A 22007-nucleotide genomic window follows, 5' to 3' on the forward strand; every position below is an offset into this window, starting at 1 on the left:
CATGCCGACCGGTACCCATCCCGGCCAGGGGCGAAAATTCCCCTAACATTGTCCAACGAAATCGGGTTCACTTAGCTCTCGCCAACCTTGCTGAAAATTAGCTGACCTGGTTGGTGACTCGAGCTCCACATACCCACATCGATGGAGGGTCTGCGTTGGCCAGCAAGAAGAGGTTCCCGCACGTGCGCACCGCGATCGCCCTGCTCGCGACGATGGCCGTCGCCGCCACCGCGGCAGCCTGCTCATCCAATTCCTCGACCTCGTCCGACACCACCACCCCCGCGGCGAACAAGGACGAGGCCGCGGTGAACGCCTACGTCTACACCTACCCGCTGGTGTCGGTGGAGGTAACGCGGCGACAGCAAACCAATGTGCCCGCGCCGGACCCGTCCAAGGGCGTGGCGCCGATGAACCAGCTCGCACCCCTGGCCTTCCTGCCCGACGCGAACTTCAAGAATGTCGTCCGCCCGAACGTGGACACCCTCTATACCTCGATGCTCTTCGACGTGTCCACCGAACCGGTCGTGGTCAGCGTGCCGCCCATGGGCGACCGCTACCATCTGTTCCCCCTCCTCGACATGTGGACCAATGTCGACGCCTCCCCCGGCACCCGGACCATCGACGACGCGGGCAAGGGCTACGAGTTCGCCATCGTGGGCCCGAACTGGAAGGGCGAGCTGCCCGCGGGCGTCCGCGAGTACCGGCTGCCCACCGACGCCGGGTGGATGATCGGCCGGATCCAGGTCAACGGCGCCGACGACGTCCCGAACGTGATCGCCATCCAGAACAAGCTGACCGCGGTCCCGCTCAGCGCGCACGGCAAGCCCTACACCCCGCCCCAGAACACCGACATCCACCCGGACTGGCCCGCGAAACAGCCGGTCGCCGACTACATCCACAAGTTGAGCCCGCAGGAGTACTGGGATCTCTACTACTCTGCCCTGTCGCACACCCAGACCCGGCCGGATGACAAGGCCATCCTGAAGCAGCTGGCCGACATCGGATGGAGCCCGGACAAGAAGCTGGATCTCGCCACGCTGCCGAGCACCGAACGTGCCCAGTGGGAGCAGGCGTTCTCGACGGCACTGAGCAAGATCGAGGCCGATATCAGCAACCAGCCGGTCAATGGCTGGAAGACCGCACGCAAGGACATCGGCGACTACGGCACGCATTACGGTGTCCGCGCCGTCATCGCGTACGCCGGTCTGGGCGCGAATCTGCCGCAGGACGCGCTGTACCCGGGCACTCACGTCGACGGGAAGAACCAGCCGCTCGACTCCGCCCACAACTACGTGCTGCACTTCCCCGCCGACCAGATTCCGCCGGTGCACGGATTCTGGTCGGTCACCATGTACGACGGGAAGGGCTTCTTCGTCGAGAACCCGATCAACCGCTACGCCGTGCGCGGTGAACTGCTGTCCAAGAACCCCGACGGTTCGGTCGACATCTACATCCAGCGTGAAAAGCCGGAACCGGCAAAGGAATCGAACTGGCTGCCCGCGCCCGAGTCCGGGAACTTCAACCTGATGCTCCGCACCTATTGGCCCGACGAGAAGATCATCGACGGGACCTGGAATCCCCCGGCAGTCACCATCGCCAACTGACTCATCCATGAATGCGCCTCGGACCGAACGCGGTTCGAGGCGCTTTCGCTTTTCCATGGGCGCCGAATAACCGAAACTTGATTCCGGGACCGACATCCGATACAACTTGTTCCGTTGCTTTGGCAACACGAATCGTTCTGCACGCCATCTGAGTTCAGCGTGCATCGGGGGTCCGGGAGGATAGGAATAATCATGCGTCGCACCATTCGTAATTTCGGTCGTAAGGCAGTTGTCGCGGCTCTGCCGCTGGCGGTGGCCGCCACTTTCGCCAGCGCGGGAACGGCTTCCGCCACCGCGCCGATCGAGGCCCCGCAGGCGGCGCCGGTCGTGCAGCTCGCCGCGTTCACCCCGGCGGTCCCGGTCGCGGCCGAGGTCTCGCAGCCCGTCGCACCCGAGGCCGCACAGCCCGTGACCTCGGATGTCACCCCGGCCGCGGCCGAGATCTCGCAGCCGCAGGACATCGCCACCGACCCGAATGCCCAGAACCACGATCCGATGGCCAATGCCGCCGCCCTCGGCTTCGTGATCGGGGCCGCGACCGGCGCCGTCATCTGTGGCGTCACCATTATCGGAATTCCGCTGATCCCGCTCTGCGCGGTCGGCCCCGGCCTGCAGCTCGCTCTGGTCGGTCTGCTCGTCGGCGCGATCGCCCCGAATTCCGTTCCCCAGATCCTGCCCTGATCCTCGGGCGCCGGAGACACGAAGAACCCCATCCAGAGATTTCCGGATGGGGTTCTTTCGTATCGAATTACGGGTGACGGATACGGTGACCTATTCGGTTACCGATATGCCTACCGATGCGCGCGCGGATCCGCCAGCAGATATTGCGCGGCGGCATAAGTGCCGAGAATGACGCCCTCGGTGATCCGGCGCGACTTATCACCGCGCGCGAAAATGCGGCGCAGCACGATCAATCCGTCCGACACGGTGAACAGCAGCGCGCCCAGACCCAATCGGCTGCGCGGATCGGCGTTCGGAACGTTCACGCCCGCAATGTTCTTCGCGTCGCGGGCGAGTTCCGGATCCGAGGCCAGGGTGGCCGCGGTGCCCAGGGTCGCGCCGTACACGGTGAGCGGCACCGCCACCGTGGGGGCCTTGAACCGCATGAGCGTCGCCGCGCCCAGCCAGGCGGCCAGCCGCTGGCCCGCGATGGCGGGCCGGGGCCGCGCCCCGCGCCGCCACCACAGCCACGAGTAACCGGTCTGCATGACCGCGAAAGACGAAGCGCCCGCGATCAATCGGCGGTCGTCGTCGGGTTCGATGAGCAGCACGTCGCCGACCGTGGCCGCGGCCAGCGAGCCGAGCAGCACGGTGCGGTCGGCGGGATCCAGGCGCTTGCCGTTCACGGCCACGTCGGCGGCCAGCAGCGGCATCAGCAACGGCTTCGCGAACCACTGCAGCTTCTCGCGACCGGTGACCGCGCCGTAGACGGTCACCGCCGCCGCGCCGACGAAGGCGGCACGGAACGGGCGGGCCATCAGAAGCTGGGTTCGGCCGGGGCGGGCGGCAGCACCGCGACCTGGCCGGCGTAGGACAGACCCGCGCCGAAGCCGAGCAGCAGGGCCAGCTGACCGCCCTTGGCCTTGCCGGTCACCAGCATCTCCTCGATGGCCAGCGGGATCGAGGCGGCGGAGGTGTTGCCGGTGTTCTCGATGTCATTGGCCATCGGCAGATCGTCGGGGAGCCCGAGGTTCTTCTTCATGAGCTCGTTGATGCGGGCGTTGGCCTGGTGCGGGACGAACACCTCGATGTCGTCCTTGGCCACGCCCGACAGCTCGATCGCGCTCGACAGCGCGCGCGGCAGGGTGACGGCGGCCCAGCGGAAGACCTTGGGGCCCTCCATGTGCAGCGACATCCGGCCCACGGCCTCGACCGACGGGTCGGTGCCCTGCAGACGCTGCGCCTTGTTCATGAACTCCAGGAAGTCCACGTCCTGCGCGATGGCCTCGGCGTTCTCGCCGTCGGAGCCCCACACGGTCGGGGAGATGCCGTTCTCCTCGGCGGGACCGATCACGACCGCGCCCGCGCCGTCACCGAAGATCATGGCGGTGCCGCGGTCGGTCGGGTCGAGACCGACGGTCATCGTCTCGGCGCCGATGAGCAGGATGTACTCGGCCGAGCCGGAACGGATCATGTCCGCGGCCACGCCGAGGCCGTAGCCGAAGCCGCCGCAGCCGGAGACCAGGTCGAAGGCGGGGATGCCGTTCATGCCCAGGTCCGAGGCCACGGTCGGCGCGCCGTGCGGGGTCAGCTTGAGCCAGCTGGAGGAGGCCAGGATCAGGGCGCCGATCTTGGATCGGTCGATGCCGGTGTTCTTCAGCGCCCGCTCACCCGCGGCGACCGCCATGCTGCGCAGCGTCTCGTCGCCGGAGATCCAGCGCCGGTTGTGAATGCCGGTCCGCTCGAAGATCCACTCGGGGGTGGAGTCGAGGATCTCGCACACCTCGGCGTTGCTGACGACGCGCTGGGGCCGGTAGGCACCGATGCCGAGCATCGCAATATTCTGCGGACCCTTGTTGATTGCAATGCTCACCACAGGTGACTCACACGACCCTTCACACAATCATTTGTCGACACCGTTGTCGGACGTAAGACCAGGATTCAGGCTAACCCAGAGCAAGGTTTCAGCCCAGAGCCAAGTCTTGTTAACCGTCCGGTAAGGACACACCCTGACGCCAGGGACATAAGTCCTACCCCAAGGCGAGGTCCTTCAGGCCCAGAATCGAGCGATATTCCAGACCCTCGGCGGCGATGATGCCGTCCGCGCCGGTCTCACGGTCCACCACGGTGGCCACGCCGACCACGATCGCGCCCGCCTCCCGCAGTGCGCGCACCGCGGTGATCGGGGAGTTGCCGGTGGTGGTCGTGTCCTCGACCACCAGCACCCGCTTGCCGACGATGTCGGGGCCCTCGATCTGGCGCTGCATGCCGTGGGTCTTGGCGGCCTTGCGCACCACGAAGGCGTCGATCGGACGGCCCGGCGCGTGCAGGACCGCGGCCGCCACCGGGTCGGCGCCCATGGTGAGCCCGCCCACCGCGTCGAAGTCCCAATCCGCCGAGAGCTCCCGCAGCAGCTTGCCGATCAGCGGGGCGGCCTCGTGGTGCAGGGTGGCGCGGCGCAGGTCCACGTAGTAGTCGGCTTCCTTGCCGGATGACAGGGTCACCCGCCCGTGCACGACGGCGAGCTCGCGTACCAGAGCCGCGAGTCTGTCCCGGTCGGTCGTCGTTACCTGCATTGCTGTGTCTATGTCCTTCCGCGTGCGTTGAACAGGCCCCGGTTCAGGCGGGTCACCAGGGTTCGTGGGATGAGCCCGGCGATCGCGACGATCGCTTTGTACTGCATTCCGGGCACGCTGATCACCCGGTCTTTCTCCAGATCATGCAGCGAACCGGCCACCACCTCGTCCACGCTCAACCACAGGGGTCGTGGTAGCGAGGCCATCTCGATGCCGGCCCGCTCATGGAATTCGGTGCGGACGAATCCCGGGCACAAGGCCTGCACCCGGACTCCGGTTCCGGCCAGCCCGCCGGCCAGCCCTTGGGAAAAGGATACGACGTACGCCTTGGAGGCCGAATAGGTCGAGCCCCGTCCGGGGATCAGGCCCGCCATGCTGGCCACATTCACCACGGTGCCCCGGGCCGCGTGCAGCATGGGCGGCAGGGCCGCCCGGGTGAGCTGCACGACAGCGGTGACGTTCACATCGAGTTGGTGCTGCAGAGCGTCGGCGTCCTGCGTCCAGAACTCACCCGACATGCCGAATCCGGCATTGTTGACCAGGAATTCGACGCCCTCGGCCAGGCGTGCGGCCACCCGGTCGCGATCCGCGGCCCGGCTCAGATCGGCGGGCAGCGTCTCGGCGCGCGCGGCGAACCGCACCCGCAGGTCGTGGGCCAGCGCGGCCAGCCGCTCCTCATCCCGCGCCACCAGCACCAGGTCGTAGCCGAGGGCGGCGAGCCTGGTGGCGTACGCCTTGCCGATACCGGAGGTCGGCCCGGTGACCAAGGCCACCGGACGGCGGGCGCCCGGCAGGCGCACCTGATCAGGGGAACTCTCGGTCATCGACGGCCCATCACTCGCACGATCGGGGAGTGGTCGGCGATGACCTGAACTGCGCCCTCATTCTGGTCCCTGGCCGATCCACACGCGGCGAATTCGCGCAGACACCCTGTGGCTGCGGCGCGCCGCGCGTAGACACGGCCGAGGCGTCACCTCGGCGCGGGTCCCTGGTAGGGGCGGAAGCCCGGATGGAAGGGTCCGCCGGGCGGGGCGCTGCGGCCCTGATCCCGGCGCCAGCCCTCCTCGGGCTCGCGGTCCGGATCCGATTCGCCGCGCCGGTCGCCGGATTCCTGGTCGTCCCAACGGTCTTCGTGGTCGGGGCCGTCGGCGTCGTAGTGGTCCTGCTCGCCCTCGGGGGCGGGCGGCCAGTTGCGGCGCGGGCGGTTGCGCGGATCCGGCACGACTTTCAGTGCGGGACGCCAGCTTTCGGGCTCGCCGTCCGGTTCCCCGCCCCCGGCGATATCGCTGACCAGCGGGGAGTCGTAGTCGTCGCCGCGCGGGCGGTCGTCGCGGGCGGGCCGCTGGTCGCGCGGGTCGCGCTCCTGGTCACCGTAGTCGCCGAACTCGTCGTGGCCGTCGTAGCCGTCGTCCTCGGGAACCGCTTGCGAGCGACCGGGTTCGGGCAGTTCGTCGCGACCGCGCTCGGCATTGATGACCGGCGGCAGCACGTGCAGCAGGCCGGACAGCCGCAGCACCGCGTCGATGGCGGTCTCCCAGTCCTTGGCGACCGCGCCGACCGGCAGCATGCCGAGCGTCCAGTTGCCCTCGGACCACAGCTGCTGCACCTCGTCGGGCAGCGACTCGATGAACGCCACCATGCGCTGATCCACCGCGTGCCGCGCGACATCGGGATTGGTCGCGAAGACCACCCGGTCGCCGATGGCGCCGAGCAGCTCCAGATCGTGATCCTTCGGCGGCGCCGCGGTTTTCAACCGCAGGTCGATATCGATGTCCGAGCCGATCTGACGGCGCACCGCGACCAGGGTGGCGGCGTCCTCCAGATCGAAGAGCACGAACTTCTCGCCCTTGCGGTTACCCGACACCACGTCCACCGCGGACAGGTAACCCAGCTTGGCGAGCGCGCCGCGCCGCCAGGTGGAGGCGAGCGCGGGCTCCACCGAAACATAGGTGTAGCCCTGGGATTTCGCCCAGACCTGTCGCACATGCCCGGTGCGCTGCCGCTGCAGCCGATCGAAATAGAGGAGCACGATCGCACCCACGAGCGCGATCGCCGCCAGCCCGAACCATATAGCCGTCATCGCCGCCTACCCTATCCAGAGTGAGGGCGTCATGCCCGGCACGCCCACAGCATTCTTGCTCATCGAGTCCCGCTCGGCAGGGACGTGCTGAAGATCAACTTCGCCTGAATGGATCCGTCGGAGTTCTTGTCGCCCTGCACCATCACCACTTCGCCCACCGGCAGGTCCGCGACTTTGGTGCTACCCAGGGAGATTACCTGCGTCTTGTCGTCGGTCTTCACCGTCACCGTGCTGCCGGACAGCGCCGTGATGGTGAGCGTCGAGCCGTCGTTCGAGGCGATGGTGCCCATGTCCGCGCCGAGCTGGTCCAGATCGCCCAGGCCCGGAATCGTGGGCACGCCGCTGGGCAGCGGCAGGGAGGAGGTGTTGCCCGGAAAGGCGGGCAGGCCGAGACCGGAGGTGCGGGGGCCGGCGGCGCTGTCGGACGAGTCGTTGCTGCTCATCAGCGTTCCCACGACCAACCCGACGATGGCGACCGCGATGATCGCGGCCAGACCCAGCGCGATCCACATGGTGGTCTTGCGCGGCGGCGGGGGCGGCGCCGGATTCTGCGGGAAACCCGCGGGCTGATAGCCGCCCGGCGGCGGCATGCCCGCACCACCCGGATAGCCGGGTGCGCCGGGCGCGGGGGAATAGCCCGGAGCTCCGTAGGCCCCCGTGGGCGCGTATCCCTGTTGCCCCGGGTAGACAGCCGTCGGCTCGTAGCCGCCGCCGGTGTCGTACCCACCCCAGCCGGCGTCGGCGGGCGGGAACACCCGGGTGGCCTCAGGCCCCGGCTGCTGCCCGAAATAGTCGGTCGGACCAGCGGGTATGGACTCGGTCGGCCCGTACGCCGCGGCGCTGTCCGAGGTGTGGCCGCCGGGGACGGCCTGCTCGGCGGGCCCCTCCCCGGGGCCCGGTTCCGGCCGCCGCGACCACGGATCGCTCGGATCAGTCATGGCCTCCAGGGTAGGCGGAGTACGGCTACCGAGCCGCGAACTCGACCGAACGGTCCTCGAACGACGAGGCCCCCGCGCGAGCCGAAGTTCGCGCGGGGGCCGGTGTTCGTGCCGGTCAGCGGCCGACGATGAGGGTGTCACCGTCCGGGGTGACGTTCACCTTCACCGTGTCGCCGTCCTGCACCTCCCCGGCCAGCAGTTCCTTGGCGAGCGAGTCGCCGATGGACTGCTGGATCAGCCGGCGCAGCGGGCGCGCGCCGTAGGCCGGGTCGTAGCCGCGCACGGCCAGCCAGAAGCGGGCCGAGTCGGACACGTCCAGAGTGAGGCGGCGCTGGGCGAGCCGCTTCTGCAGCTGGTTCAGCTGGATGTCGACGATCCGCTCCAGCTGTTCCTCGTCGAGGGCGTGGAACATGACCACGTCGTCGAGCCGGTTCAGGAACTCCGGCTTGAAGGCGCGGCGCACCGCGTTCATGACCGTGTCCCGGTCGCCGCCCGCACCCAGATTCGAGGTCAGGATGAGGATGGTGTTTCGGAAGTCGACCGTGCGGCCCTGGCTGTCGGTGAGCCGACCTTCGTCGAGCACCTGCAGCAGGATGTCGAAGACGTCCGGGTGGGCCTTCTCGATCTCGTCGAAGAGCACCACCGTGTACGGGCGTCGCCGCACCGCCTCAGTGAGCTGGCCGCCCTGGTCGTAGCCGACGTACCCCGGAGGCGCGCCCACCAGGCGGGCCACCGAGTGCTTCTCGCCGTACTCGCTCATGTCGATGCGGACCATGGCGCGTTCGTCGTCGAACAGGAAGTCCGCCAACGCCTTCGCCAGCTCGGTCTTACCGGTGCCGGTCGGGCCGACGAACATGAAGGAACCGGTGGGCCGGTTGGGGTCGGCGACCCCGGCCCGCGCCCGGCGCACGGCATCCGACACCGCTTGCACGGCTTCCTTCTGCCCCACGACCCGGCGGCCCAGCTCGTCCTCCATGCGCAGCAGCTTCTGGGTCTCGCCCTCCATCATGCGGCCCACGGGGACACCGGTCCACGACGACACCACCTCGGCGATATCGTCCGGCCCGACCTCCTCCTTGAGCATGACGTCGCCGTCGGCGGCGGTCTTCGCCTTGGCCTCGGCCTCGGCGAGTTCCTTCTCCAGCTTGGGGATTCGCCCGTACCGGAGTTCGGCGGCCTTGTTGTAGTCGCCGTCGCGCTCGGCCCGCTCGGACTCGCCCTTGAGCGACTCCAGCTCCTCCTTCAGCACCGACACCGCGTCGATGGCCTGCTTCTCGTTCTGCCAGCGGGTCATCAACTGGTTGAGCTTCTCGCGGTCGTCGGCGAGTTCGGAGCGCAGCTTCTCCAGGCGCGCCTTGGACGCGTCGTCGGTCTCCTTGGCCAGGGCCACTTCCTCGATCTCGAGCCGTCGCACGACGCGCTCGATCTCGTCGATTTCCACGGGGCGGGAATCGATTTCCATGCGCAGCCGCGAGGCCGACTCGTCGACCAGGTCGATCGCCTTGTCCGGCAGGAACCGGGAGGTGATGTAGCGGTCGGACAGGGTCGCCGCCGCCACCAGCGCGGAGTCGGTGATCCGCACGTGGTGGTGGTTCTCGTAGCGCTCCTTGAGCCCGCGCAGGATGCCGACGGTGTCCTCCACCGACGGCTCGCCGACCAGCACCTGCTGGAACCGGCGCTCCAGGGCCGGATCCTTCTCGATGTGCTGGCGGTACTCGTCGAGGGTGGTGGCGCCGACCAGGCGCAGTTCACCGCGGGCCAGCATGGGCTTGATCATGTTGCCGGCGTCCATGGCGGATTCGCCGGTCGCGCCCGCGCCCACGATGGTGTGCAGCTCGTCGATGAACGTGATGATCTGCCCCGCCGAGGATTTGATCTCCTCGAGCACGGCCTTCAACCGCTCCTCGAACTCACCGCGGTACTTCGCGCCCGCGACCATCGCGCCCAGGTCCAGCGACACCAGCTTCTTGCCGCGCAGCGATTCGGGGACGTCGCCCGCGATGATGCGCTGGGCCAGGCCCTCGACGATGGCGGTCTTACCGACGCCGGGCTCGCCGATCAGCACCGGGTTGTTCTTGGTGCGGCGGCTCAGCACCTGCACGACGCGGCGAATCTCGGTGTCGCGCCCGATGACCGGGTCCAGCTTGCCCTCGCGGGCGGCGGCGGTCAGGTCGGTGGAGTACTTCTCCAGCGCCTGGTAGGAGCCCTCGGGATCCGGCGAGGTGACGCGGGCGTTGCCGCGCACGGCGGTGAACGCCTCACGCAGCGCGTCCGCGGTCGCGCCGTACTTCAGCAGCAGCTGCTGGACATCGGAATCGCCTGCGGCCAAGCCGTAGACGAGGTGCTCGGTGGAGACGTACTCGTCGCCGAGCTCGGTGGCCAGGTGCTGCGCCGAGGTGAGCGCGGCGATGGCCTCGCGGCCGAAATTGGGTGTGGTGGTGGCCCCCGTGGCGCGGGGCAGGCGATCCACGATCTCCTGGGCCTCACGCCGGACCGTGGCCGGATCGACGGCGACGGCCTTGAGCAAGGGGGCGGCGATGCCGTCGGTCTGATCCAGCAACGCCACCAGCAAGTGAGCCGGACGGATCTCCGGATTACCGGCGACCGAGGCCGCCTGTTGCGCGGCGGTCAGCGCCGCCTGGGTCTTGGTGGTGGGATTGAACGAGTCCACTGTCACCTTCCTACTAGTCGTTGCTGTCTACAACGCGGTAGAAGTTGAGTCTGTTCCGCTCAAGTCTGACTAATTTCCGGCGGTGACACCAGAGACCAAGGCCCTTTCTCTCACGGCCAGGAGCCCCTCCACACGCTACGCGTACGATGGCCCCATTCGTTGACGCATCACACCAGCTCATCCATCCCGGTTCGCCCGAACGAATGGAGCAGCAATGCGCGCGATCGTCGTCCGAGAATTCGGTGGCACCCCCGAACCCGCCGACATGCCGGTCCCGGAGCCCGGACCGGGACAGATCCAGATCCATCTGGAGGCGGCCGGGGTGAACCCCGTCGACCAGCGGATCATCGACGGCTTCCTGGACGGCCAACTCCCCCATGACTTTCCGATGATTCCCGGCGTCGACGGCGCGGGCACCGTCAGTGCGGTGGGCGCGGGCGTCGACGACTTCGACATCGGCGACCGGGTGGTCGGCAAGTTCCTGTCGCCGCCGCTCGGGCACGGCACCTTCGCCGAATACCTGGTGGCCGCCGACGGCGGCACCCTGGTCAAGCTCCCCGACGAGGTCACCGCGGTGCGCGCGGCCGCGCTGCCGACCGCGGGCATCACCGCCCTGGACCTGCTGCACGCGGCCGAGGTCCAGCGCGGGCAGCGGGTGCTGATCGTCGGCGCGTCCGGCGGCGTCGGCTCCTACCTGGTGCAACTGGCAGCCATGGCCGGGGCGCACGTCATCGCGACCGCCCGCCCCGACGACACCGACCGCATGGTCCGGCTCGGCGCGATGGAGGTGGTCAACTACGGCCGCATGACCGTCACCGACTCGCCCACCCACGCCGAGGCCGCCCGGCTGTCGGTCGCCGATTCGGTGCGGATCACCGATCCCGGCGGTATCGAGGCGGTCTTCGATCTGGTCAGTCCGCCGCCGGTGTTCGCCGACAACGCGAGCCTGGTGAAGCCGGGCGGCCACGCCTACTCGACCATCGGATCGGCCGACGAGGCGGATCTGAAGGCGCGTGGCATCATCGGCGGCAACCTCGAATCCCGCGGCGGCACGGCCGAATTGAGCGAACTGCTGCGCTTGGTCGCGACCGGCGATCTGATGGTGCCGATCCGCAATCTGCCGCCGCTGGCCGACGCGCCCGCCATGATCGGCGCGGCGGGTGCGCGCGGCAAGACGGTGCTGGTGATCTGAACCCCGGGTTACGGAAATCGATCCACCTCCGGCTATATCCGTGCGACCACCGGGTTTTAAGGGATACTTGACGCGGAGGGCCGCCTGGCAGGCGGTTCGGGGTAGTTGGACAGGAAGGAAAGCTCGACGTCGTGGATGCGCGTTCGGCAGCGCTGGTCCGCGCAAACTTTCGGACAGTCGTCGAGGCCCCCAACGGGCCGGAACGGCTGATCAGCGCGTTCTACGGTCATCTTTTCGCGGAGATCCCCGCTTTGCGGGAACTTTTCCCCTCCGCCATGGACATGCAGGCGAAACGGTTGGTCACGGCCATCTCGTTCGTCCTCGACAACCTGGAGGACTGGGATCGTGCCCAGCGCTTCCTGGAGCAACTCGCCCGCGACCACCGCAAGTACGGGGTGGAAGCGGCGCACTACGACATCGCCGGGCGCGCGCTGCTGCATGCCTTCCGGAGCTACAACGGGGTTGCGAACTGGTCGCGGCCGCTCGAGGCGGGCTGGCGTGACATCACCATCCTGATCTCGGCGTCCATGGCCATCGGAGCGAATTCCGATAAGTCGCAGCCCTATTGGGAGGCGACCGTGGTCGGGCACCGGCGGGTGGTGGACGATCTGGCCATCGTGCGCCTGCAGACCGACACCCCCATCCCCTACCAGGCCGGGCAGTACGTGCCGGTCGCCATCCCGCAGCGGCCCAAGATGTGGCGCTACCTGTCCCCCGCCATCCCCACCAACCCGTACGGCGAGATCGAATTCCACGTGCGCAAGGTCCGGACCGGCTGGGTCAGCCCCGGCATCGTGAACGAGACCCAGGTCGGCGACCGCTGGATGATCGCCGCCCCGCTCGGCGGCCTGCACGTCGACCTGAGCCGCCGCAAGGACGTGCTCATGATCGGCGCGGGCACCGGCATCGCCCCGCTGCGGGCCCAGCTCATCGAGATGGGACGGCGCGGCATCAACCCGCGCGTGCACCTGTTCATGGGCGGCCGCTACCCGTGTGACCTCTACGACGTGGAGAACATGTGGCAGCTCTCGCAGTCCAATCCGTGGCTCACGGTGATCCCGGTCTGCGAGAACGAGACCAACCCCTGGTGGCACCCCTACCCGCCCGCCGACCCGCCCTTCGGCATGCATCGGCGGCTGATCGGGAACCTGGGCGCGGTGGTGGCCAGCTTCGGCGCCTGGGCCGATCGGCAGATCCAGATCGCCGGTTCGGCCCGCATGATCGCCGACACCAAGCGAGCCCTGCTCGCCGTGGGAGCACCGGAGTCGGCGATAAGCTCAGATCCGGTGTAGGACAATCGAAATACCTTGCCGCCCTGGCCAGCTCGGCTTCCCACGCTCGCTGATCAGCTCAAAGGTTCGCGGCCGTCCCGATTCTGGACTGCGGCTTGATAGACCTCCACCTTGGAGCGGGGGAGCGAAGCGGAGGAGGGAAGAATCGGGACCAGGGGCCGCGAACCCGCCGGAGCGGAGCGGAGGCAAATTGATATTGAGGAGTTGTAAGTGACGATCGGCCCCGATGAGACCGGCGCGATTCCCCTGGACGCGCAGACCGAGTGGACCGCCACGGTGGTGGGGGCGCACCGGTTGCGCGAGGACACCACGGTGGTGCGGTTGATCGGCGAGTTCGTGCCGTTCGCGGCGGGACAGTCGGTGGAGGTGCGCACGCCGCAGCATCCGAACATGGTGCGCCGCATGTACTGCGCGCTGCCGCCGTCGCTGGACGGCAAGCTGGAATTCCATGTGCGGACCCTGCCGGGCGGATGGTGCAGCGGTTCCATCGTGGCCGACTCCCATCCCGGCGACGAATGGCGGATCAGCGCGCCCGGCGGCTGGCTGGCGGTGGAGCCGGACGCCACCGAGGTGGTCATGATCGCCGACGGGGTCGGGCTGGCGCCGATGCGCGCACTGCTGCTGGATCTCTCGCGCCGCGAACAGCCGCCGCGCACCCACCTCTTCGTCGGGGCGCGCTACCCGCGCGACCTGTACGCCTCCGACATGCTCTACCTGCTGACCGGCGAAATGCCCTGGCTCACCGTGGTTCCCGTGGTGCAGGACGAGTACGACCCGGATTTCGTCGACACCTGGTACGAGCAGTGCCGCGTCGACATCGGTTTCCGGCCGGAGGAGATGATGCCGGGCACCATCGCGGACATCCCGGAGCGGTTCGGTCCGCTGGACCACCACCAGATCCTGGTGTGCGGCGGCGCGGCCATGGTGCGTAACACCATCGACCAGCTCGTCGCCATCGGCGCTCCCGCGGAAGCCATTCGCTACGAAGGCTTCTGAGCCCTCGGGACGGCGGGTGTCTCAGAACAGCGGGTCGTGGCGGATGTTCTCGGTGGAGGTGCCGGCCGCCATGAGCCGGAACTTGGTGGTCTGCACCATGGACGGGGCTCCCACGATCTGTACGTCGCGGTCCTCCCAGGAGCCGTGGCCGGCCACGATCTTGCCGATCTGACCGACCACCCGCGGTTGCAGGCCGGGGTATTCGCGGGTCTCCTCGGAATTGTCGAAGTGCCACCACGGGTTCTCGGTGGACTCGGTGACCGGATGCACGGTGAGCCACTTGTTGGCGCAGGCCAATTGGCTGAGCACCTCGAGGTCGTAGAGGTCGCACGGGTAGTGGCCGCCGACGAACAGATCCACCTTGGGGTTGGATCGGCGCGAGGTCATGGCCATGAGCTGGGCGCGCAGCGGCGCGATGCCGGTGCCGCAGCCGATCATCAGCATCTTGCGGCGGGTGTTGCGGGGCACGCCGAGACCGCCCAGCGGCGATCCGATCAGCCATTGCTCGCCGACCCGGCTGTGCCCGACGATGGCCGGGCTGACCCAGCCGCCGGTGACGCCGCGGATGTGGAATTCCAGTTCGCCGTCGGCATTGGCCGGAATGGCCGGGGACAGGTAGCGCCACATGCGCGGGCGGGAGGGGATCTGCACGCTCATGTACTGACCGGCCGCGTACTGCATGGGCTGGTCCAGCTTCAAGCGCACGACCGCCAGGTTGCGCAGCACTTCGCGGTGCTCGATGACGGTGCCGGTCCACACCGGCGGGGTGCTCTCGCCATCGGCGGCCTTGATCATGGTGCCGGCGATGATGCCGATGCCCTCGTCCCAGGCGCGGCCGACCTCGTCGGTCCAGATCTCGGTGCCCGCGTAGGCCTCGAGCGCGCTCTTGAGCGATTTCCCCACGGCCGCATAGTGATCGGCCACTACGCCGTACTTGCGGTGGTCGCGGCCGAGCTGCGCCAGGAAGGGCAGCAGCCGGTCGGGTTCCTCCAGCCGGTCCACCACGTAGGCGATGGCCTTCACCAGCCGGTCGCGCTGGGCGTCCAGGGCGGCGGGGAAGAAGTCCCGCACGTGGGGGTACTCCGTGAAGAGGATGGCGTAGAACGACCGCGCGAGTTTCTCGGGGCCACCTTCTTCCGCAGCAACCGCCTTGAACGTTGTTCTTATCAATGCGACGGTCCGCGAATCCATTTGTGTCACAACCCCATTTCGCAATCGAACGCAGGCGTGACCGGCGAGTGAAGTGCTGCGGGACACTCGACAGCAGCCGTTGCCAAGCAAGTGTAAGCGAGGTTAGCCAGCAACGGAACGGGACGTTTCAATAACAGGCCCTATATTCCTCGGAAACGTGAACGTTGCGGGTCTTCTGAGTCGAAAACCGACTGATCAACTGGAAAACGCCGTGCGACACGGGTTTTCAGTCGTCGATTCTGGCTGATCCGTTTTGCAAGACTCAGGAAAACAGCGATCCCGCCGCAACTACGTCAGGCCATGAATTCCCCTGCAGCATACGGACAAAACTCACGATCGGCAGCAATCAATAACCTACCGGTCCGTTTGTTATAAACAGCCTCATCGGACTTCGCCAATCACACAGTCCGCTGTCGCAACTCAGCACATCGGCCGCAACAATCGCCACCGGGCGAACGTCAGCGGGCGGGATCCCGGTATCCGGACAGCAGAAAGGCGGTGCCCCACTGGGGGACACCGCCTTCCGGCTTGTCTTGCCCTACTGCGGCTTACGCCGGTTTCGGGGCTGCCACACCACGAGAGCGGTGCTGGGCTGAGGGGTCAGGTGTGCGGGCCGGTACCCGGCCCGCAGCCTTTCCGCCTCGGCGGACAGCTCGCTCACCCGCTGCTGCAGCTCGTCCACCTGGTTGGTGAGTTCGATGATCCGTTTGATGCCGGCCAGGTTCACGCCCTCGTCCTGGGACAGGCGCTGCACCTCGCGGAGCAGCTCCACATCCCGGTTCGAGTAGCGCCGGCCGCCGCCCGACGTGCGTTGCGGCGTAACCAGACCCAGCCGGTCATAGGTGCGCAGCGTCTGGGCGTGCATGCCCGCCAGCTGCGCGGCCACCGAGATCAGGAAGTACTGGGCCTCGGAGTGCTTCGGATCGGAACTCATTACGCACCTGCCCATCCCGCACGGGGATCGAACCCACTGGTCTTCTCCGCCTCCGCGTAGCGCCGCAGCGCCTCGGTGGCATCGTCGTCCAGTTTCTGGGGGACCGCGACCTTCACGGTGACCAGCAGGTCACCCGCGCCGCCGTCACGCTTGGGCACACCGCGCCCGCGCACCCGCAGGGTGCGGCCGTCGGCGGTGCCCGGCGGCACCTTGACGCCCACCCGACCGTCCAGGGTCGGCACCGACACCGTGGTGCCCAGCACCAGTTCGGCGTAGGAGACCGGCAGCACCAGGGTCAGGTCGTCGCCATTGCGGCCGAAGACCTTGTCCTGGCTGACGTGCACGGTGACGTACAGGTCACCCGGAGGCGCGCCGCGCAGGCCCGCCTCACCCTGACCGGCCAGCCGGATCCGCTGCCCGTCGCGCACGCCCGGGGGAATGCGCACGGTGATGGTGCGGGTCCGGTTCTGGATGCCCGAACCGCGGCAGTCGACGCACGGGTCGTCGATGATCGACCCGGTGCCCCGGCAGTCCTCGCACGGCTCGCTGAAGCCGAACGCGCCCTGGTTCCGGCTGACCACGCCGCTTCCGTTGCAGTGCGGGCAAACCCGCGGACTGGTGCCGGGCTTGGCGCCGCTGCCGTGGCAGGTGGTGCAGGCGGCCGGGCTGGTCATGCGCAGCGGAACGGTCACGCCCTGGGCGGCCTCGCGGAAGCCGAGGGTCGTCTCGGTCTCCACGTCCGAACCGCGCCGGGGACGCGAGGACGCCCGCGTGCCGCCGCGATTGAACAGTCCGCCCAGCAGGTCACCCAGGCCGCCATCCGCGGCGCCCGCGCCACCGGCGCCGGCCCCGAAGATGTCACCCAGGTTGAACTCGCCACCGGAGAACCCGCCGCCGGGCTGGCCGTAGCCGCCCCCGGGCGGGAATCCGCCGCGGCCGAAACCGCCGCCCGCGAACAGCTTGCGGGCCTCGTCGTACTCCTTGCGCTTCTCCGGATCCGACAGCACGGCGTTCGCCTCGCTGACGGCCTTGAACCGCTCCTCGGCCTTGTTGTCCCCGGGGTTCTTGTCCGGGTGCAGGTCTCGGGCCAGTTTGCGGTAGGCCTTCTTGATCTCGTCCTGGGTGGCGCCGGAGGAAACACCCAGATCCTTGTAGAAGTCCTTCTCGAGCCATTCTCGATTCACCGGGCATCTCCTCCTTTCTGTGTTGCCGCGGACGTGGGGTACGTCCGATCGCTGTTAATCAGTGCCAGCGGCATCGGTGCCAGCGTTCTGCGAATCCGGCTGCGCCGCAGACAGATCCGCCACACCGTCGGTGACGCCGACCAGCGCGTGCCGCAGCACGCGATCGCCGAAGCGGTAGCCCTTGCGCATCACCATGCCCAGCACCGGGTCCGCACCGCTGCCCTCGTGCTGCACGGCCTCGTGCAGGGTCGGGTCGAAAGGCTCACCCTCCGAACCGAATTCCTCGAGGCCCTGCTTCTGCAGGGCGGTGACCAGCTTGTCGGCGACCGACTTGAGCGGGCCGTTGTCCAGGTCACCGTGCGCGCGAGCGCGGTCCAGATCGTCGAGCACCGGCAGCAGTTCGCTGACCACCGCGGCCTTGGCGGTGTCGATGGTGACCTTGCGGTCCCGCTCGACCCGGCGGCGGTAGTTGGCGTATTCCGCGGTCAGGCGCTGCAGATCGGAGGTGCGCTCGGCCAGTTCGGCCGTGATCGCGTCGGCGAGGGCGTCCTCGCTGACCTCGGGAGTCCCCTCGGCCCCCGCGGCCGCGGCGGCGTCCGCCGCGGCCTCGAAGACCTCACCCGTGGCCGGATCGACCATGTTGTCCGGGTTCTGGTTCGTCACTTCTTCTCCGGCTCCTCGACCACCTCGGCGTCGACGACGGTGTCATCGGACTCGGGCGCGCCCGCGCCGTTGCCCTGCGCGGCCTGGTCGGCGGCCGAGGCCTCGTAGATGGCCTGGCCCAGCGCCTGCGACTCGGTGGCGAGCTTCTCCACCGCGGTCTTGATGACCCCGATGTCGGTGCCCTTCAGCGCGTCGTTGGCTTCGACGATGGCCGCCTCGACCTTGGTCTTGACGTCGGCCGGGACCTTGTCCTCGTTGTCCTTGATGAACTTCTCGGTCTGGTGCACCAGCGACTCGGCCTGGTTGCGGGTCTCCGCCTCCTCGCGACGCGCCTTGTCCTCGGCGGCGTGCGCCTCGGCGTCCTTCACCATCCGGTCGATCTCCTCCTTGGACAGGCCGGAGCCGTCCTGGATCTTGATCGTGTTCTCCTTGCCGGTGCCCTTGTCCTTGGCCGTCACGTGGACGATGCCGTTGGCGTCGATGTCGAAGGTGACCTCGATCTGCGGCACGCCGCGCGGGGCCGGCGGGATGCCGGTCAGCTCGAACGATCCGAGCAGCTTGTTGTGCGAGGCGATCTCACGCTCACCCTGGAAGACCTGGATCTGCACGGACGGCTGGTTGTCGTCGGCCGTGGTGAAGGTCTCCGAGCGCTTGGTCGGGATCGTGGTGTTGCGCTCGATGAGCTTGGTCATCACGCCGCCCTTGGTCTCGATGCCCAGCGACAGCGGGGTGACATCGAGCAGCAGGACGTCCTTGACCTCACCCTTGAGCACACCGGCCTGCAGGGCGGCGCCGACGGCGACGACCTCGTCCGGGTTCACTCCCTTGTTCGGCTCCTGGCCGCCGGTCAGTTCCTTGACCAGCTCGGAGACGGCGGGCATACGGGTCGAGCCACCGACGAGCACCACGTGGTCGATGTCGCCGACCGCGATGCCGGCGTCCTTGATGACCGACTGGAACGGCTTGCGGGTGCGGTCCAGCAGATCGGAGGTGATCTTCTGGAACTCCGAGCGGGTCAGCTGCTCGTCGAGGAACAGCGGGTTCTTGTCCGCGTCCACGGTGATGTAGGGCAGGTTGATCGAGGTCGACTGCGAGGACGACAGTTCGATCTTGGCCTTCTCGGCAGCCTCACGGAGACGCTGCATGGCCATCTTGTCCTTGGTCAGGTCGATGCCCGAGGTGCCCTTGAACTTGTCGACCAGCCAGCCGACGATGCGCTCGTCCCAGTCGTCGCCACCGAGGTGGTTGTCACCGGAGGTCGCGCGGACCTCGACGACGCCCTCGCCGATCTCCAGCAGCGAGACGTCGAAGGTACCGCCACCGAGGTCGAAGACCAGGATGGTCTGTTCCTTGTCGCCCTTGTCGAGGCCGTAGGCCAGCGCGGCCGCGGTCGGCTCGTTGACGATGCGCAGGACGTTCAGGCCCGCGATCTGGCCGGCCTCCTTGGTGGCCTGGCGCTGCGCGTCCTCGAAGTAGGCGGGGACGGTGATCACGGCGTCGGTGATCTCTTCACCCAGGTAGGCCTCGGCGTCGCGCTTCAGCTTCATCAGCGTGCGCGCGGAGATCTCCTGCGGGGTGTACTTCTTGCCGTCGATCTCGACCGACCAGTCCTCGCCCATGTGGCGCTTGACGGACTTGATGGTGCGGTCGACGTTGGTGACGGCCTGGTTCTTGGCGGGCTGCCCGACGAGCACCTCACCGTTCTTGGCGAACGCGACGACCGAGGGGGTGGTCCGCGATCCTTCCGAATTGGCCACGACGACCGGCTCGCCGCCTTCGAGAACGGCGATGACAGAGTTCGTGGTCCCGAGGTCGATACCGACCGCACGAGCCATGGTGATTCCTCCTAGTTGGCACTACATCTCAGTGACACTGAGCGTGGTCGGCTCAATCCTGCCTCCGCCGGCGGCGGTACGCAACTTGAACTTGAGTCGAACTCGCTCAACCTTGCTGACCTGTCCCAACGGGCGGCGCGCGTCATCTATTCCACGAGTCACAGAAAATTTCTTCGGGGGCGAGCGCGGCCCGACGCCCGCGATCGAGGCGCGGACTCTGCCATTGTGTCCGTACCGGCAGGTCTGGAACCACGGATGGATCCGGATCGTGACCGATCAGGAGGGCCAGTTGAGCATGATCGGCTCGCCGGTGGCGGTGACCTTGATGTAGCCGGACTTGGCGCCGTCCACGGCGTACACGGTCACCATCGGCCCGCCGTCCTTGCCGCGCCCGATGATGATGTGACTGATCCGGCCGTTCGGCACGCCCGCCGACTTCGGGGCGCCCGCGAGCAGGCCCGCGATCTTCTTCAGGTCCAGGACCGACAGGTCGATGATGTCGGTGCCCGGCGACCGCGGAATGTCACCGGTGCTGCGGAAACTGCCGTCGTAGCGGTAGTAGTCGTCCCGCGGCGCGTTCGGATCCGCCGGACGCCGCTCGATGACCGCGTAGGTGGGGAACAGGGTGACCTCGTCGGCCTTGGTGTCGCCGAAGTGGTCCTTGTAGGCCTCGACGAAACTGGCCAGGCCCTGACCCGTGGTCGGATCCGGCAGGTCCGGCTTCGGCGCGGCGACCCGGGACACGCAGCCCGCGAACGCGCCGAGCAGGGCGGCCGCCACCATGATCGCGGCCGCCACCTTCCAGCGGGTGGACGGGCCGCGCCGATTCGCCCGCACCACCGGCGAATTCACCAGATTGGCCGGTATCTGCAGATCGTCGAGCACCAGGTCAAGATCGCCGAAGGTCTTGGCCGCCATGGCCTTCGCGGTCCGGTGCGCGTGTTCGGCCTCGGTGAGTTCACCCGCGTCACGCGCCGAATCGAGCAGGGTGCAGGCGTCCACGCGATCGGTGTCGCGGGCCCGGACTCCCCGGGAGCGTGCGTCAGCCATGGTCTCGCCTATCCCCCGAACGCCACGGTGCGCGTGACCCGGCCGTCGAGGGCGGCCTCGACGTAGCCGGTCTCCTTGGCCTGGTTGCCGACATAGAGCCGGATCACCGGGCCGGTGCCGCTGCCCTGGATGTCGATGTAGTTGACCACGCCCTGATCGACCTTGGTGAGGGCGGGAGCCTGAGCCGCCAGCGCCGCGACGGCCTGCACGTTCAAGGCCGCCAGGTCCACGGTCGGGGTCTTCGGGTCCCGGGTCTGGGGTTGGTCGGTCTGGTCGAAACCGCCGAAGTAGTTGTAGTGCACCTTCCGATTGGCCTGCGTCGCGCGCGTGAACACCGCGTAGCCGGGGTAGAAGTCCACCTCGTCGAGCAGGGTGTCGCCGAACTTCGCCTTGTAGGCGTCCCGGAAGTACGAAATGCCCTCGGCCTCGGTGAGTTTCGGCCGGGGCAGCACCAGCGGCTGGATGATGCCCAGGTCCACGGCGGGCGGCGCGGCGGGCGGGGTGGCCGGGCGGGCCACGGCCAGGAAGGTGCCCACCGCCACCGCGATGCTCATCGCGGCGACGCCGGCGGCGAACCAGTTCTCGCGCCGCGCCTTCGGCGGGACCGGGTCGGGGGCGGCGTCGGCGTGCCGCTGCAGATCGTCGGTGAGCTGGGACAGGTCGCCGAGGGTCCGGGCCTCGCCGGCCAGTTCGGTGAGGGTGCGGTGGTCGGCGGCGGTCAGCTGCCCGTCCGCGAGCGCGGCGTCGAGCAGGACGCAGGTGGCCTGCCGATCGGCGTCGCGGGCCCGCGTCCGCGGCGGGTACCCGCCCGAGGCGGGCCGCCGCGACCATTTGCGCGCCGGGGTGAGGTCGGCGGTCTTGGTGCTCGGCTGCAGATCGGCGATGAGCCGCTGCAATTCGCCGAGGGTCTGCGCGGACTGCGCCTGATCGGACCGCTGGTGATACTCGTCGGCCCCGAGCTCGCCCTCCGCGTAGGCGGCGTCGAGCAGTGTTCGCGCGTTGACCCGGTCGATGTCCCGCGCCCGCATACGCCCGGCCGCGGGCGAATCCCCGGCCGATCCGGACGTTTTCGAGCTCACGCGGGGATCGTAGACGGATTCCGGTCCGGTCGCGCGCCTTATCTACGCCTGAATCGCGTGGC

Annotated in this window: 19 protein-coding genes; 5 read left to right on the top strand and 14 right to left on the bottom strand. The window is 68.3% G+C overall.

Features of this window, described 5'->3' with window-relative positions:
- Positions 1 to 155: 155 nt before the first annotated feature.
- Together ACQP06_RS33990 and ACQP06_RS33995 are read left to right on the top strand one after the other, a co-directional pair.
- Positions 156 to 1604: a DUF1254 domain-containing protein gene (locus ACQP06_RS33990; RefSeq protein ID WP_433669122.1), complete on the top strand. Its 1449-nt coding sequence runs from the start codon at positions 156 to 158 to the stop codon at positions 1602 to 1604.
- Positions 1605 to 1796: 192 nt separating this feature from the next.
- Positions 1797 to 2285 (top strand): hypothetical protein, encoded by a 489-nt coding sequence (locus tag ACQP06_RS33995; RefSeq protein WP_433669124.1) that lies wholly within the window; start codon positions 1797 to 1799, stop codon positions 2283 to 2285.
- Positions 2286 to 2395: 110 nt separating this feature from the next.
- On the opposite strand, the gene ACQP06_RS34000 is transcribed toward ACQP06_RS33995, so the two are convergent.
- From ACQP06_RS34000 to clpB, 7 genes are all read right to left on the bottom strand, one after another.
- The gene (locus tag ACQP06_RS34000) at positions 2396 to 3082 is read right to left on the bottom strand and encodes a lysoplasmalogenase (protein WP_433669126.1); all 687 of its coding nucleotides are present in this window, start codon (positions 3080 to 3082) and stop codon (positions 2396 to 2398) included.
- Positions 3082 to 4140, bottom strand: a complete 1059-nt coding sequence (locus ACQP06_RS34005) for a beta-ketoacyl-ACP synthase 3 (protein WP_433669127.1) — start codon at positions 4138 to 4140, stop codon at positions 3082 to 3084. The genes ACQP06_RS34000 and ACQP06_RS34005 overlap by 1 nt, the downstream gene beginning before the upstream one ends.
- A gap of 154 nt (positions 4141 to 4294) precedes the next feature.
- Positions 4295 to 4840, bottom strand: coding sequence for an orotate phosphoribosyltransferase (pyrE, locus tag ACQP06_RS34010; protein ID WP_433669129.1), 546 nt, complete (start codon positions 4838 to 4840; stop codon positions 4295 to 4297).
- Between the two features lie 8 nt (positions 4841 to 4848).
- Positions 4849 to 5664: an SDR family NAD(P)-dependent oxidoreductase gene (locus tag ACQP06_RS34015; RefSeq protein WP_433669131.1), complete on the bottom strand. Its 816-nt coding sequence runs from the start codon at positions 5662 to 5664 to the stop codon at positions 4849 to 4851.
- 146 nt (positions 5665 to 5810) lie between these two features.
- Complete coding sequence (locus ACQP06_RS34020) at positions 5811 to 6920, bottom strand: hypothetical protein (RefSeq protein WP_433669132.1); 1110 nt, start codon at positions 6918 to 6920, stop codon at positions 5811 to 5813.
- A 59-nt stretch (positions 6921 to 6979) separates the two neighbouring features.
- On the bottom strand, positions 6980 to 7858 hold the full coding sequence (locus ACQP06_RS34025; protein WP_433669134.1) for a DUF5666 domain-containing protein: 879 nt from the start codon (positions 7856 to 7858) through the stop codon (positions 6980 to 6982).
- Positions 7859 to 7973: 115 nt separating this feature from the next.
- Positions 7974 to 10529: an ATP-dependent chaperone ClpB gene (clpB, locus tag ACQP06_RS34030; protein ID WP_433669135.1), complete on the bottom strand. Its 2556-nt coding sequence runs from the start codon at positions 10527 to 10529 to the stop codon at positions 7974 to 7976.
- Positions 10530 to 10743: 214 nt separating this feature from the next.
- Between clpB and ACQP06_RS34035 the strand changes: the two genes are divergently transcribed.
- From ACQP06_RS34035 to ACQP06_RS34045, 3 genes are all read left to right on the top strand, one after another.
- Positions 10744 to 11721 (top strand): NADP-dependent oxidoreductase, encoded by a 978-nt coding sequence (locus ACQP06_RS34035; RefSeq protein ID WP_433669137.1) that lies wholly within the window; start codon positions 10744 to 10746, stop codon positions 11719 to 11721.
- A 131-nt stretch (positions 11722 to 11852) separates the two neighbouring features.
- Complete coding sequence (locus ACQP06_RS34040) at positions 11853 to 13013, top strand: globin domain-containing protein (RefSeq protein ID WP_357094304.1); 1161 nt, start codon at positions 11853 to 11855, stop codon at positions 13011 to 13013.
- Between the two features lie 210 nt (positions 13014 to 13223).
- Complete coding sequence (locus ACQP06_RS34045) at positions 13224 to 14009, top strand: FAD-binding oxidoreductase (RefSeq protein WP_433669139.1); 786 nt, start codon at positions 13224 to 13226, stop codon at positions 14007 to 14009.
- 21 nt (positions 14010 to 14030) lie between these two features.
- Here ACQP06_RS34045 and ACQP06_RS34050 read toward each other — a convergent pair whose 3' ends face one another.
- The 7 genes from ACQP06_RS34050 to ACQP06_RS34080 form a co-directional block, all read right to left on the bottom strand.
- Positions 14031 to 15200 carry a globin domain-containing protein gene (locus tag ACQP06_RS34050; RefSeq protein WP_433669140.1) on the bottom strand — a complete coding sequence of 390 codons (1170 nt, stop codon included), beginning with the start codon at positions 15198 to 15200 and terminating at the stop codon, positions 14031 to 14033.
- A gap of 538 nt (positions 15201 to 15738) precedes the next feature.
- Positions 15739 to 16134 (bottom strand): heat shock protein transcriptional repressor HspR, encoded by a 396-nt coding sequence (locus ACQP06_RS34055; RefSeq protein ID WP_433669142.1) that lies wholly within the window; start codon positions 16132 to 16134, stop codon positions 15739 to 15741.
- Positions 16134 to 17318 (bottom strand): molecular chaperone DnaJ, encoded by a 1185-nt coding sequence (gene dnaJ / locus ACQP06_RS34060; protein ID WP_433669144.1) that lies wholly within the window; start codon positions 17316 to 17318, stop codon positions 16134 to 16136. Before dnaJ ends, ACQP06_RS34055 begins: the two co-directional genes overlap by 1 nt.
- A 54-nt stretch (positions 17319 to 17372) precedes the next feature.
- Positions 17373 to 17957 carry a nucleotide exchange factor GrpE gene (gene grpE, locus ACQP06_RS34065; RefSeq protein WP_433673511.1) on the bottom strand — a complete coding sequence of 195 codons (585 nt, stop codon included), beginning with the start codon at positions 17955 to 17957 and terminating at the stop codon, positions 17373 to 17375.
- 20 nt (positions 17958 to 17977) lie between these two features.
- On the bottom strand, positions 17978 to 19816 hold the full coding sequence (dnaK, locus tag ACQP06_RS34070; RefSeq protein ID WP_433669146.1) for a molecular chaperone DnaK: 1839 nt from the start codon (positions 19814 to 19816) through the stop codon (positions 17978 to 17980).
- A gap of 276 nt (positions 19817 to 20092) precedes the next feature.
- Positions 20093 to 20866, bottom strand: a complete 774-nt coding sequence (locus ACQP06_RS34075; RefSeq protein ID WP_433669147.1) for a DUF1707 SHOCT-like domain-containing protein — start codon at positions 20864 to 20866, stop codon at positions 20093 to 20095.
- Between the two features lie 8 nt (positions 20867 to 20874).
- Entirely contained in the window at positions 20875 to 21945 is a 1071-nt protein-coding gene (locus tag ACQP06_RS34080; protein WP_433669148.1) for a DUF1707 SHOCT-like domain-containing protein, read from the bottom strand.
- Between the last annotated feature and the right edge of the window lie 62 nt (positions 21946 to 22007).

Source organism: Nocardia sp. CA-136227 (assembly GCF_050955695.1).
Taxonomy (GTDB): Bacteria; Actinomycetota; Actinomycetes; order Mycobacteriales; family Mycobacteriaceae; genus Nocardia.

What these genes read in the sequence shown, in the direction of transcription:
- ACQP06_RS33995 (WP_433669124.1), top strand. Translation starts at nt 1,797, where the DNA reads ATGCGTCGCACCATTCGTAATTTCGGTCGTAAGGCAGTTGTCGCGGCT.
- ACQP06_RS34000 (WP_433669126.1), bottom strand. Translation starts at nt 3,082, where the DNA reads ATGGCCCGCCCGTTCCGTGCCGCCTTCGTCGGCGCGGCGGCGGTGACC.
- pyrE (WP_433669129.1), bottom strand. Translation starts at nt 4,840, where the DNA reads ATGCAGGTAACGACGACCGACCGGGACAGACTCGCGGCTCTGGTACGC.
- ACQP06_RS34015 (WP_433669131.1), bottom strand. Translation starts at nt 5,664, where the DNA reads ATGACCGAGAGTTCCCCTGATCAGGTGCGCCTGCCGGGCGCCCGCCGT.
- ACQP06_RS34020 (WP_433669132.1), bottom strand. Translation starts at nt 6,920, where the DNA reads ATGACGGCTATATGGTTCGGGCTGGCGGCGATCGCGCTCGTGGGTGCG.
- ACQP06_RS34025 (WP_433669134.1), bottom strand. Translation starts at nt 7,858, where the DNA reads ATGACTGATCCGAGCGATCCGTGGTCGCGGCGGCCGGAACCGGGCCCC.
- ACQP06_RS34035 (WP_433669137.1), top strand. Translation starts at nt 10,744, where the DNA reads ATGCGCGCGATCGTCGTCCGAGAATTCGGTGGCACCCCCGAACCCGCC.
- ACQP06_RS34050 (WP_433669140.1), bottom strand. Translation starts at nt 15,200, where the DNA reads ATGGATTCGCGGACCGTCGCATTGATAAGAACAACGTTCAAGGCGGTT.
- ACQP06_RS34055 (WP_433669142.1), bottom strand. Translation starts at nt 16,134, where the DNA reads ATGAGTTCCGATCCGAAGCACTCCGAGGCCCAGTACTTCCTGATCTCG.
- grpE (WP_433673511.1), bottom strand. Translation starts at nt 17,957, where the DNA reads ATGGTCGATCCGGCCACGGGTGAGGTCTTCGAGGCCGCGGCGGACGCC.
- dnaK (WP_433669146.1), bottom strand. Translation starts at nt 19,816, where the DNA reads ATGGCTCGTGCGGTCGGTATCGACCTCGGGACCACGAACTCTGTCATC.
- ACQP06_RS34075 (WP_433669147.1), bottom strand. Translation starts at nt 20,866, where the DNA reads ATGGCTGACGCACGCTCCCGGGGAGTCCGGGCCCGCGACACCGATCGC.